This is a genomic window from Kushneria indalinina DSM 14324 (assembly GCF_003385845.1).
In the GTDB taxonomy this organism is placed as follows: Bacteria; Pseudomonadota; Gammaproteobacteria; order Pseudomonadales; family Halomonadaceae; genus Kushneria; species Kushneria indalinina.
Genome location: NZ_QRDJ01000009.1, coordinates 274,885 through 286,996, shown reverse-complemented (window position 1 = coordinate 286,996; position 12,112 = coordinate 274,885). Strand labels below are relative to the sequence as shown.

The following is a 12,112-nucleotide window of genomic DNA, read 5'->3' as shown; positions in this document are numbered from 1 at the left end:
CCGAATGGGGGCGGCTTTGGCGCATCAACTGCGCCGGGCGCGATCACACTCGGCACCCCGTGCCGGGCCATTGGTCGTAGCATGAAGGGAGCGTCTCGCCCCGAGTACCGGGCGTGTTCCTTCCCTGCCCGAGAGAGCCTGTCATGTCCAGTTTCGACCCCGCTCGTATCACGATTCCCTGTGCCCACTTCCTGCATGGTCGTCAGGTGTGCGATGACGCGGCGCTTGAAGTGCGTCGACCGGCCGATGGACAGGCCTATGCCGGACTGCCGCTCGCCGATGCCGAGCGTGTTGATGAGGCGGTCATCAGCGCGCGTCAGGCCTTCAGGCGCGCCAACTGGGCGCGGTGTGCCCCGCGCGAGCGCGCTCGCATCATGCGCCGCTGGGCGGATCTGATCGAGGCCGATATCGACTATCTGGCCGCGCTCGAGGCGCTGGGCTCGACCCGGCCGATCGATCAGGCGCGCGCCTGGGATGTGCCCTATACCGCCGAAGGCATCCGCTTTTTTGCCGAATTCTCCGACAAGCACGGCGGCGAGGTGGCCGCCACCGCCCACGATAGCCTGGGGATGCAGATTGCCGAACCGCTGGGCGTGGTCGGGGCCATCGCCCCCTGGAATTTTCCGCTGAGCATGACCTGCTGGAAGGTGGCCCCGGCGCTGGCGGCGGGCAACACCGTGGTATTAAAGCCTTCCGAAATGACGCCGTTTACGGCGGTGCGGCTGGCCGAGCTTGCCATCGAGGCCGGCATGCCGCCGGGCGTTTTCAACGTGATTCAGGGCGATGGCCCCACCACGGGGGACGCGTTGTGTCGCCATCCCGACGTGGCGAAAATCACATTTACCGGCTCCACGGTGACCGGTCGCGCCATCATGGGCGCCTGCGCCGAGACCGGGCCGAAACCGGTGACGCTGGAGCTGGGCGGCAAGAGCCCGCAGCTGGTCTTTGGTGATATCCCGGATCTCGACCGCACCGCTAAAACGCTGGCCGCGGCGATTACCGGCAATGCCGGCCAGGTGTGCGTGGCGGGCTCGCGTCTTCTGATCGAGCGCTCATTGCTCGAGCCCATGATCGAACGGCTGAGCGCCCGGTTTGATGATCTCGCGCCGGGACTGACCTGGCAGGCCGGCACACGCTTTTCCCCGATCATTTCCGAAACCCAGACCGGGCGTCTCGAGTCGATCATCCGCCGCGCCCGTGAGGCCGGTGCCGAGCTGATCACCGGCGGGGCACGCTTTGAAACGGAGTTCGGCGGCTGCTTTTATCGCCCCACGATCCTGCAGGTCGATGACAGCGATAATCCGGCCGTTCATGAGGAGATCTTCGGCCCGGTGCTCACCGTTCAGGCCTTTGACAGTGAAGAGGAGGCCCTGGCGCTGGCCGAACACGAGGTGTACGGCCTGGCCGCCGGGGTGCACACGGCCGATCTCGGGCGCGCCCTGCGCGCGGTACGCCATCTCAGCGCCGGCACGGTCTGGGTCAATCGCTACGGGCGCAGCAATGACTACATTCTGCCCACCGGTGGCTACAAGCGCTCCGGCATCGGGCGCGATCTGGGGCGCGCCGCCTTTGAGGCCAATCTGCATCACAAAAGCGTGCTGATCGACCTGAACCCCTGAGGCGAGGCGCCATCGTGACGTCGGAGGCCATGTCATAATCCAGCGCCTGAGTGAAGCGTCCGGTATGAGAGATGCCAACAACAAGACAAGAGGGTTTCGAACATGTTCGTTAATGTGGATACCGTGCACGACAGTCCCGACTTTCCCGAGCAGGTTGATGTCGTGGTCATCGGCGGCGGCATCGTGGGCACCACCACGGCCTACGAGCTGGCCTGTCGGGGCGTGTCGGTGGCGCTGCTGGAGAAGGGGCTGATCGGCTGTGAGCAGTCGAGTCGCAACTGGGGCTGGGTGCGCCAGCAAAACCGCGACATGTTCGAGCTGCCGCTGGCGATGCACAGCCTGAACCGCTGGGAGGCGATGTCCGGCGAGATCGGGCGCGACGTGGGCTTTCGCCGCAGCGGCATCGTCTACACCACCGACAACCCCGAAAGCCTGGCCAAATGGGAGGCCTGGGGCGAGAAGGCGCGCGAGCACGGTTTTGTCAGTCAACAACTCACGGCCGAACAGGCCCATGAAAAGGCGCCCGGCACCACATCGAAATGGCTCGGCGGCGTCTTTTCTCCCACCGACGGCCACGCCGAGCCCGCCATGGCCTGTCCGGCGATTGCTTTTGGCGCCCGCGAACGCGGGGCGTATGTCCATCAAAACTGCGCCGTACGCGGGCTGGAGCTTACCGGTGGGCGCGTGGGCGGTGTGTGGACCGAGCGCGGTCTGATTCGCGCCTCAAGCGTGGTCTGTGCCGGCGGCGCCTGGAGTTCGCGCTTTTGTCGCCGCCACGGGGTCGAGCTGCCGGCGGCCAATATCATGGGCACCACGCTTCAGACCACGCCGGGTGATCAGGTCACGCCGGGCTGTCTGACCACGCCGAAAATTGCCCTGCGACGGCGCCTCGACGGGGGCTACACGCTGGCCATGCCCGGGTTTGGCCGGGTCGAGATCAGCCCGCAGGGGCTTCGCTACGCCACGAAATTCTATGGCGCCTATCGCAGCAAGCTGGCCAAGAAGCTGCAGGTGCGCATCGGGCGATCGTTTTTTCGCGGCCCCGAAGCCGCCGGCAGCTGGGAATTCGACCAGGTCTCGCCGTTTGAACAAACGCGCGTGCTGGACCCCGTGCCCGACATGGCGCAGGCGCGCGCCGCGCTGGCCGGGCTGCACGCGGAGTATCCTGCCCTCAAGGGGGTGCATATTGCCCGCGTCTGGGGCGGCATGATCGATACCACCCCGGACATGGTGCCGGTCATCTCGCCGGTCGAGGCCATCCCGGGCTTTATCGTCGCCTCGGGCTTTAGCGGCCACGGCTTCGGCATCGGCCCCGGCGGCGGGCAGCTGGCAGCGGATCTGGTCACCGGCGCCACACCCGTGGTCGACCCGACCCCCTATCATCTTGACCGGTTTGCCCGGGGCAGTCGCATCCGCCAGCCCGAGATGATGTAACCCCGTCTGCCGCAGGCTGTGCTGTGCAACCACGCAAAAAGGAGGTTTTGTACCGACAGCCCCCGGGCTTTCAGCGTCCTGCGATGGTCAGGGAGTGCTGTAATGGAGTCATGGCCCCCGGCGGGAGGCCAACGTCCACAACAATCATCGCCGTTACGGCACGACAACACAGGACGACACACCATGAGCGACATCATGCGCCCGAAGTACATTACCTTTGACTGCTACGGCACGCTGACCAACTTTCAGATGGCCACCATGACCCGGGAGATCTTTGCCGACCGCCTCCCGCAGGCCGATCAGATGGACGCCTTCGTCAAATCCTTCGGGGCTTACCGCTTTGATGAAGTGCTCGGCCCCTGGAAGCCCTATTCGCAAGTCATCTGCACGGCGCTTGAGCGCACCTGCAAGCGCTGGGGCGTCGACTACCGCGACAATGAAGGCATGCGCTACTTCGAGGCGGTACCGACCTGGGGACCCCACCCGGACGTGATCGAGGGGCTTTCAAAAATCGCCGATAAAATCCCGCTGGTGATCTACTCCAACGCCGATGACAGCCAGATCATGGACAACGTCAAAAAGCTGGAAGTGCCGTTTCACAAGGTCTTCACGGCAGAAATGTTCCAGGTCTACAAGCCGCGTCTGGCCGCCTTTGAAGCCATGATCGATACCCTGGACTGTCAGCCCGATGAGCTGTTGCACGTGTCGTCGAGCTTTCGCTACGACCTGATGTCGGCGCACTTCATGGGCATTAAAAACAAGGCGTTCGTGGCGCGCAATCATGAAGGCTTCTGTGAGGGTTACGGGGCCACCGAGATTGCCGATATTCGCGGCCTGCCGGCGCTTGTCGGCCTCTGAGCTGGTCGGTCTGTGAATCGTCACTGCGACCCCTTTTGGGAGAGCGTTCATGAAGTTCGAGTCCTACTGGCTGGATACGGCCCCGGCGTTTACCGGTGCCAGGTCCCATCCCCCCGAGGGCCACTATGATGTGGCCGTGGTCGGCGGCGGCCTGACCGGGCTGTCGGCGGCGCGCACCCTGGCCCGCGGCGGCGCCCGCGTGGCGCTTGTAGAGGCCGGCCGCGTGATCGGCGAGGCCTCCGGGCGCAACGGCGGGCAGTGCAACACCGGCGTGGCCCAGGATTACGTCGGCATGGTCGACCAGCTCGGCCGCGACCAGGCGATACTGCATTACCGCAGTTACAGCGAGGCGGTGGCCTCGATCGAGCAGGTGATCGAGGAGGAGGGGATCGAGTGTGATTACCTGCGCCGCGGCAAGCTCAAGCTGGCTGCCAAGCCCGAGCACTATGACAAGCTGGGGCGCACCTGCGAGGCGATTCGCCGCGATGTCGACCCGGATGTGGCGCTGCTCTCAAAGGAAGAGGCGCGCCGTGAGGTCGATTCGCCGGCCTTTTACGGCGGGCTCTGGCAGAAAAACGGCGGCCAGATGCACATGGGCCGCTTTGGTACCGGGCTTGCCGAGGCCGCCGTGCGTCACGGCGCCCATCTTTTTGAACACACCCCCATGACCGGCGTTGAGCGTGAAGGCGAGCGCTATCGCCTGACCACCCCGCATGGCGATTTTTACGCCAACAACGTACTGCTGGCGACCGGTGCCTCTCAGGTCGGTCCGCTGAACTGGTTTCGTCGTCGGCTGGCGCCGGTGGGCAGTTTCATCGTGGTCACCGAGCCGTTGTCCAGCGAGCAGTGCGCGCAGCTCATTCCCAACCGTCGCGCCTGCGTGACCAGCCGCATCATCGGCCACTACTTCCGCCTGACCCCGGATGACCGCCTGCTGTTTGGCGGGCGCGCCCGCTTTGCCATGTCCGGCGGCAAATCCGATGCCAAAAGCGGCGAGATTCTGCGCCGCGGCCTTCGTGACACCTTTCCGCAGCTGGCCGAGACGCCGCTGTCACACTGCTGGGGCGGGCTGGTGGACATGAGTCGCGACCGCCTGCCCCACGCCGGACGCCATGAGGGCATGTACTACGTAATGGGCTTTAGCGGCCATGGCGTGCAGATGTCGGTGCACATGGGTCGGATGCTGGCCGAGATGATGCTGGGCCAGCGCAAGGACTATCCGTGGCAAGGCGACAACTGGCCGGCCATCCCCGGCAACTTCGGCAAGCCCTGGTTTTTACCCCTGGTGGGCGGCTGGTACCGCCTGCAGGACCGGCTGCACTAGCCGGCCAATAACAAGAACAGAAACGCGACAGCCCGAGGCTGTCAGTGATGCAGCGCTGTATCCGAATGCAATAACAATTTCAGGCAGAAGGAGAAGGCTCATGACACACAATAAACGCGGTGATGACACGCTGGTCTCCCCGGAGCAGAGTCTGCAGGTCTATCGCGCCATGCAGGCCGGGCTGTCACGCCGTCAGGCACTGAAAATGCTCGGCGTGGCCGGGATTGCGGCCGCCGGCAGTGGCATGCTGCCCGGTATGTCGATGGGCTGGGCCGCAGATGCCGACGGGCAGGGTACTCCGAAACGAGGCGGTCGCATTCGCGTGGCAGCTCATTCGTCCTCATCCGCTGAATCGCTGGACCCGGCCAAGGGCTCCACAGCGATTGACTATGTGCGCGCCTACACCTTTTACAGCGGCCTGACCCAGTTCAACGAACAGCTCGAGCCGCAGCCGGCGCTGGCCGAGACATTCGAGAGCAGTGATAACGGCGGCCACTGGGTGTTTACCCTCCGACAGGGGGTGACATTCCACGATGGCAAGGCGCTCACGCCTCAGGACGTCATCTATTCGATCATGCGTCACAAGGACCCGGCTGTCGGATCCAAGGTGCTGTCGATGGTCGATCAGATCGACAGCGTCACCGCACTCGACGACCGACGCGTCGAGTTCAATCTCTCCGCACCCAATATCGAACTGCCCGCGATTCTTGCCGTCATGCACCTGGTGATCGTGCCCGATGGCACCACCGACTTTTCAAAGGGCATCGGTACCGGGCCGTTCACATGCGAGGAGTTCAGCCCCGGCGTGCGCTCGGTGGCGGTGCGTAACGAGAACTACTGGCGCGAGGGTTACCCCTATCTCGATGCCATCGAGACCGTGGGCATCAGCGACGAGTCGGCGCGCGTCAACGCGCTGCTCTCCGGCGATGTCCACATGATCAACAACCTTTCCGGGCGCAACGCCGATCGGGTCAAGCAGACCGAGGGCAGCCGGGTCAAGGCCACCAATTCGGGCAACTACACCGACCTGGTCATGCGCGTCGACCAGCAGCCCGGCAGCCGCCCCGAGTTCGTCGAGGCGATGAAATATCTCTTTGATCGCGAGCAGATCAAGCGGGTGGCCCTGCGCGGCTATGGTCAGATAGCCAACGACCAGCCGATCGCGCCGTCCTCGCCCTACTATTTCGACGGTCTGCCTCAGCGTGAATACGACCCCGAGCGGGCCGCGGCGCTGTTGAAAAAGGCCGGTGTGGCCGGTGCCCGCGTTCCGGTCGTGGTATCGCCGGCAGCCAACTACTCCGAGGAGATGGGGCAGCTGTTGCAGCAGTCGGCCGCTCAGGCCGGGCTCAATATCAATCTCAATCGGGTGCCGGGCGATGGCTACTGGTCCAACCACTGGATGAAGCACCCGCTGGGCTTTGGCAACGTTAATCCGCGACCCACCGCCAACATTCTTCTGTCGCAGTTTTTTGCCTCCAGTGCGCCCTGGAACGAGTCGGGCTGGAAAAACGAGCAGTTCGATCAACTTCTGGTGGCCTCGCGAAGCGAGGCCGATGATGCCGCCCGCCGGCAGATGTATGCCGACATGCAGACGTTGATTCACAACGAAAGCGGCATCGGCATCCCGGTTTTTTTGAGCGATGTCGAAGGCTATGACGCCCGCATCGGCGGCATGGACCGCACTGTGCCGCTGGGCAGTTTCATGGGCTACATGTTCGCCGAATACATCTGGTGGAATGCGTAACGGGCGTGTCACCCCTTCCTGTCACTGATGCCGGCCGCGGCGCGCAGGGTTGCCGAAAGGGCGCCTGCGTGCCGGTCGGCCCCCACCCCGGAGGCAAGAGATGCGCAACGCCATGCCCAAACTGGTGCTGGGACGTCTGTCCTCAAGTCTTTTGACGCTGTTTCTGGTGTCGCTGGTCATTTTTGCCATTACCTCCCTGCTGCCGGGTGACACCGCCCAGCAGATTCTGGGTCAGTTCGCCACGCCCGAGCAGGTCGCGGCCCTGCGAGAGGAGCTCGGGCTCAATCAATCGCCGCTGGTGCGCTACTGGCACTGGCTGACCGGCTTTGCCACCGGTGATCTGGGCATGTCGGCCAGCAACGGCATGCCGGTGGCGCAGTTGATGAATGATCGTCTGCCCAACTCGCTGCTGCTGGCGGCCATTACCACGGCCATTTCGGTGCCCATTGCCCTGACCATGGGGCTGGTGGCCGCCATGCGCCGCGGCGGCAACATCGACCGGGCGCTGAACGTGGTCACGCTGTCGATGGTGGCGGTGCCGGAGTTTCTGGTCGCAACGCTTGCGGTGCTGATCTTTGCCGTGCACCTGGGCTGGCTGCCGGCGCTGTCCTACGTCTCGACCGTCGAGAGCGTTGGCGATTTCGTGCGGATCTATGCCATGCCGGTGCTGACGCTGTGCTGCGTGCTGATCGCCCAGATGGCGCGCATGACCCGGGCGGCGCTGATCGACCAGCTCGACAGCGCCTATATCGAAATGGCCCGACTCAAGGGGGTCCCGCCGGTGCGGCGAGTGCTGCGTCACGCCCTGCCCAACGCGGTCGGCCCGATCGCCAACGCCGTGGCGCTGAGCCTGTCCTATCTGCTGGGCGGGGTCATCATCGTCGAGACGATTTTCAACTATCCGGGTATCGCCAGTCTGATGGTGGATGCCGTGTCCAACCGGGATCTCGCCCTGGTTCAGGCCTGCGCCATGCTCTTTTGCGGCGCCTACCTGATTCTGGTGATGGTGGCCGACTTGTGCGCGATCCTCTCCAACCCGAGGCTGCGAAACCGATGAGTGAGACCCATGCCATGCCACATCGTCGTCAAGGCGCGTCACAGCGCCGAGCATCCGCCCGGCGCATGGTCGACGGCAGCCGCCTGCCGATCTCCGCACCGGCCCGCCGCAACAAACCGCGCCTGAAACTGCTGCGCTGGATCGGGCTGACCCTGTTTGGTTTCTGGGTGCTGGTGGCGCTGTTTGGCCCCTTGCTGGCGCCCTATCCGATGGGGGCCTTCGTTGCCGATGAGATCTATGGCGGCATGAGTGCGGCCCACTGGCTGGGCACCGACTACATGGGCCGCGACATGCTCAGCCGCATGCTGACCGGGGCGCGCTATACGGTGGGACTGGCCGTTGTGGCAGCGCTTCTCTCGACGCTGGTGGGCGCGGGGTTCGGCATGCTGACCGTGCTGCTGCCGCGCTGGCTGGAAGAGGGCGTGCGCCGCATCTTCGATACCCTGATCTCCATTCCCAGCAAGATGATGGCACTGGTCATGGTGTCGGCCTTTGGCACCTCCATCCCGCTTCTGATCCTGGCCGCGGTACTGAGCTATGCCCCCGGCGCGTTTCGCATCTCGCACAGTCTGGCGACCAATCTGGCCACGCTTGAGTACGTGCAGGTGGCGAAAACCCGCGGGGAAGGGCGTTTCTACATCGCCGCCGTCGAGATCATGCCCAACATGATCCAGTCGGTGCTCACCGACATGGGCATGCGCTTTGTCTTTATCGTGCTGCTGCTCAGCGGCATGAGCTTTCTGGGGCTCGGGGTTCAGCCGCCGGCGGCGGATCTGGGCTCGCTGGTACGTGAAAACATCGGCGGGCTGAGCCAGGGGGCGCTGGCGGTGATCGCTCCGGCACTGGCCATCGGCACGCTGACCATCGGCGCCAACCTGCTGATCGACAGCCTTTCCAAAAGCCGCGACACGCAAAAGGAGTGACCATATGCTGGGTGAATCACTCACGGTGCGCGATCTCAGGATCTGCGCCACCCCGCCGGGCGGTGAGGAACGCATCATCGTCAACGACATCGGCTTTGAACTGGCGCCGGGAGAAGTGCTGGCGCTGATCGGCGAGTCGGGCTCGGGCAAGACCACGATTGCCCTGGCCATGCTCGGCTATGCCCGCAGCGGCTGTCGCATTGCCGGCGGCAGCGTGCAGCTTGGCGACACCGATATCCTGTCGCTCAACGCCACCCAGACCCGCGCTCTGCGCGGCCACCGGGTGGCCTATGTGGCCCAGAGTGCCGCGGCGGCGTTCAACCCCTCACGGACCTTGATGGATCAGGTCATCGAAGGCGCGCTGATCCATGACGTCATGAGCCGCCAGGAGGCCCGACAAAAGGCCGTGTCGCTGTTTCATGACCTGGCCCTGCCCGACCCGGAGCACATCGGCGAGCGCTACCCGCACCAGATCTCCGGCGGCCAGCTCCAGCGCGTGATGGCGGCGATGGCGCTGATCACCGATCCGGCGCTGGTCATTCTTGATGAGCCGACCACGGCACTCGATGTCACCACCCAGATCGAGGTGCTGCGCGCCTTCAAGCAGGTCATGCGCGAGCGCGGCACCACCGCCATCTATGTGTCGCATGATCTGGCCGTGGTCGCGCAGATGGCCGATCAGGTGCTGGTACTGCAAAACGGCGAAACCCAGGAGCACAACACCACCGCCCGAATTCTCGAACAGCCGGCGCATGAGTATACCCGCAGCCTTTTGGCCGCGGCCCGCCCGCAGGATCACCTCTCACCCGTTGAAGGCCGCCACGGGGGCGAGCTTCTCGATATCCACGACCTGCAGGTCGGCTACGGTTCGCGCGATGGTCAGGGCCGGCCCGAGAACGTGGTGCTCGAACACATCAATCTGCATCTGGTGCGCGGTCAGGCACTGGGGGTGATCGGCGAGTCGGGGTCGGGCAAGTCGACGCTGGCCCGCGCGGTGGCCGGGCTGGTGGCGCCGTCCCACGGGGCGGTGCAGTTCGACCGGCGCGAGCTCTCCACCACGCTGCGCGGGCGCACGCCGGATCAGTTTCGCCGCATCCAGATGGTCTTTCAAAGCGCCGACAATGCGCTCAATCCCGCCCACAGCGTGCAGCGCCTGCTCAACCGGCCGCTGGAGACCTACTTCAGCCTCAGCCGTCGCGAGCGCCGGGCCCGCGTCGAAGAGCTGATGGATCTGGTGAAGCTGCCGCGCGACCTGCTGGATCGAAAACCCGGCGAGCTTTCCGGCGGTCAGAAACAGCGCGTCAATCTGGCCCGGGCACTGGCGGCCAAACCGGATCTGATTTTGTGCGACGAGGTGACCTCGGCGCTCGATACGGTGGTCGGCGCCGCCATTCTGGAGCTGCTGGTCGAACTGCGCCGTGAGCTGGGCGTGGCCTATCTGTTTATCAGCCACGACATCTCCACCGTGCGCTCGCTGTGCGACGACGTGATGGTGCTCTATCAGGGCGAGTGCGTGGAGAGCGGGCCGTGCCAGCAGGTGCTGGAGACGCCGCGCCATGACTACACGCGCCGGCTGATCGGCTCGGTACCGGAGCTGCGTCAGGGCTGGCTTGAAAGCCGCCCGACGCGCAACGAAACGGCCGCCCCCGTGACATGAGTGATGACAACAACGCAGGAGAAAACAACATGAGCACACCGGCGCTGAACGACTCCGCGCTCTGGCAGGATGCCGGCTTTATCAACGGTCAGTGGTGTCAGGGCGATGATGGCAAAACCCTCGGTGTCATCGACCCGGCCAGCGGCGAGACACTGGCCGCGGTACCCGCCATGGGCGCTGATGAAACCCGGCGTGCCATTGAGGCCGCCGATGCCGCCTGGCCCGAATGGCGCGCCCGACCGGCGGCCGAGCGGGCCGAACTCTTGATGCGCTGGCACGATCTGATGCTCGATAACCTCGAAGATCTGGCGCTGATCATGACCCGTGAGCAGGGCAAGCCACTGGCGGAGTCCCGCGGCGAGATTCGCTACGGGGCCAGCTTTGTGAAGTGGTTTGCCGAAGAAGCCCGCCGCGCCTACGGCGAGACCATCCCGGCGCCGACGGCGGATCGGCGCATTCTGGTACTCAAGCAGCCGGTGGGCGTGTGCGGAGCGATCACGCCGTGGAACTTCCCCAACGCCATGATCACGCGCAAGTGCGCCCCGGCGCTGGCCGCGGGCTGTCCGATCGTGATCAAGCCCTCGGAGCTCACGCCGCTGTCGGCGCTGGCGCTGGCGGTGCTGGCCGAGCGCGCCGGATTCCCGCCCGGGGTGATCAACATCGTGACCGGGCTGCCCGAGGCCATCGGCGGCGAGCTGACCGCCAACCCGACGGTGCGCAAGCTCTCCTTTACCGGTTCGACCCGGGTCGGGCGGCTTTTGATGCGTCAGTGCAGCGAAGAGATCAAGCGTCTGAGCCTGGAGCTTGGCGGCAATGCGCCCCTGATCGTCTTTGATGATGCCGATCTCGAGCTGGCGGTGGCCGGCGCCATGGCGAGCAAGTTTCGCAATGCCGGTCAGACCTGCGTATGCGCCAACCGCATTCTGGTACAGGCCGGCATTCACGACCGCTTTGTCGCGCGTCTTGAAGAGGCGATGGGCGCGCTCAAGTGCGGCAACGGCTTGGATGAGGGCGTGACCATCGGGGCGTTGATCAACGATCAGGCCGTCGAGAAGGTCGCCGACCATATCGATGACGCGCTGGGTCACGGTGCGACCCTGGTATGCGGCGGCGTGCCGGAGGGTGGTCATCGACAGGTGGTGCCGACCCTTTTGACCGGCGTGACCGAGGCCATGCGCATTACCCGCGAGGAAACCTTCGGGCCGGTGGCGCCGATCATGCGCTTTGACAGCGAAGACGAGGCGCTGCGCATCGCCAACGCCACGCCGTTCGGGCTGGCGGCCTATTTCTTTACCGAAAGCATGCGCCGTGCCTGGCGGGTGGGGGAGGCGCTGGAGTTCGGCATGGTCGGGCTCAACACCGGCGCGATCTCGATGGAGGTCGCCCCCTTTGGCGGCGTCAAACAGTCGGGTCTGGGGCGCGAGGGCGCCCGCCAGGGGCTTGACGAGTACTTCGAGGAGAAAGCCTTCCACATGGGCGGGCTGGTGTAACGCTAT

General features: G+C 64.9%; 9 protein-coding genes. All 9 read left to right on the top strand.

The features are described 5' to 3' along the window. Window positions 1–143: 143 nt before the first annotated feature. The 9 genes from C8D72_RS15650 to C8D72_RS15610 all read left to right on the top strand — a co-directional run bounded on the left by C8D72_RS15650 (window position 144) and on the right by C8D72_RS15610 (window position 12,106). Entirely contained in the window at window positions 144–1,619 is a 1,476-nt protein-coding gene (locus C8D72_RS15650) for an aldehyde dehydrogenase family protein (RefSeq protein ID WP_115855374.1), read from the top strand. 102 nt (window positions 1,620–1,721) lie between these two features. Beyond that, on the top strand, window positions 1,722–3,053 hold the full coding sequence (locus tag C8D72_RS15645; RefSeq protein ID WP_115855373.1) for an NAD(P)/FAD-dependent oxidoreductase: 1,332 nt from the start codon (window positions 1,722–1,724) through the stop codon (window positions 3,051–3,053). A 183-nt stretch (window positions 3,054–3,236) separates the two neighbouring features. Beyond that, on the top strand, window positions 3,237–3,911 hold the full coding sequence (locus C8D72_RS15640) for a haloacid dehalogenase type II (protein WP_115855372.1): 675 nt from the start codon (window positions 3,237–3,239) through the stop codon (window positions 3,909–3,911). Window positions 3,912–3,960: 49 nt separating this feature from the next. After that, entirely contained in the window at window positions 3,961–5,235 is a 1,275-nt protein-coding gene (locus C8D72_RS15635; RefSeq protein ID WP_115855371.1) for an NAD(P)/FAD-dependent oxidoreductase, read from the top strand. A gap of 100 nt (window positions 5,236–5,335) precedes the next feature. After that, a complete protein-coding gene (locus C8D72_RS15630) occupies window positions 5,336–6,979 on the top strand; it encodes an ABC transporter substrate-binding protein (protein ID WP_115855370.1) in 1,644 nt (547 codons plus the stop codon). 100 nt (window positions 6,980–7,079) lie between these two features. Further along, window positions 7,080–8,036, top strand: coding sequence for an ABC transporter permease (locus C8D72_RS15625; RefSeq protein WP_115855369.1), 957 nt, complete (start codon window positions 7,080–7,082; stop codon window positions 8,034–8,036). Window positions 8,037–8,050: 14 nt separating this feature from the next. Further along, window positions 8,051–8,959, top strand: a complete 909-nt coding sequence (locus C8D72_RS15620) for an ABC transporter permease (RefSeq protein ID WP_245955297.1) — start codon at window positions 8,051–8,053, stop codon at window positions 8,957–8,959. Between the two features lie 4 nt (window positions 8,960–8,963). Continuing rightward, window positions 8,964–10,616: an ABC transporter ATP-binding protein gene (locus C8D72_RS15615; RefSeq protein WP_211308865.1), complete on the top strand. Its 1,653-nt coding sequence runs from the start codon at window positions 8,964–8,966 to the stop codon at window positions 10,614–10,616. 29 nt (window positions 10,617–10,645) lie between these two features. Next, window positions 10,646–12,106, top strand: coding sequence for an NAD-dependent succinate-semialdehyde dehydrogenase (locus C8D72_RS15610; RefSeq protein WP_115855367.1), 1,461 nt, complete (start codon window positions 10,646–10,648; stop codon window positions 12,104–12,106). Window positions 12,107–12,112 lie beyond the last annotated feature (6 nt).

What these genes read in the sequence shown, in the direction of transcription:
- C8D72_RS15650 (WP_115855374.1), top strand. Translation starts at nt 144, where the DNA reads ATGTCCAGTTTCGACCCCGCTCGTATCACGATTCCCTGTGCCCACTTC.
- C8D72_RS15645 (WP_115855373.1), top strand. Translation starts at nt 1,722, where the DNA reads ATGTTCGTTAATGTGGATACCGTGCACGACAGTCCCGACTTTCCCGAG.
- C8D72_RS15640 (WP_115855372.1), top strand. Translation starts at nt 3,237, where the DNA reads ATGAGCGACATCATGCGCCCGAAGTACATTACCTTTGACTGCTACGGC.
- C8D72_RS15635 (WP_115855371.1), top strand. Translation starts at nt 3,961, where the DNA reads ATGAAGTTCGAGTCCTACTGGCTGGATACGGCCCCGGCGTTTACCGGT.
- C8D72_RS15630 (WP_115855370.1), top strand. Translation starts at nt 5,336, where the DNA reads ATGACACACAATAAACGCGGTGATGACACGCTGGTCTCCCCGGAGCAG.
- C8D72_RS15625 (WP_115855369.1), top strand. Translation starts at nt 7,080, where the DNA reads ATGCGCAACGCCATGCCCAAACTGGTGCTGGGACGTCTGTCCTCAAGT.
- C8D72_RS15620 (WP_245955297.1), top strand. Translation starts at nt 8,051, where the DNA reads ATGCCACATCGTCGTCAAGGCGCGTCACAGCGCCGAGCATCCGCCCGG.
- C8D72_RS15615 (WP_211308865.1), top strand. Translation starts at nt 8,964, where the DNA reads ATGCTGGGTGAATCACTCACGGTGCGCGATCTCAGGATCTGCGCCACC.
- C8D72_RS15610 (WP_115855367.1), top strand. Translation starts at nt 10,646, where the DNA reads ATGAGCACACCGGCGCTGAACGACTCCGCGCTCTGGCAGGATGCCGGC.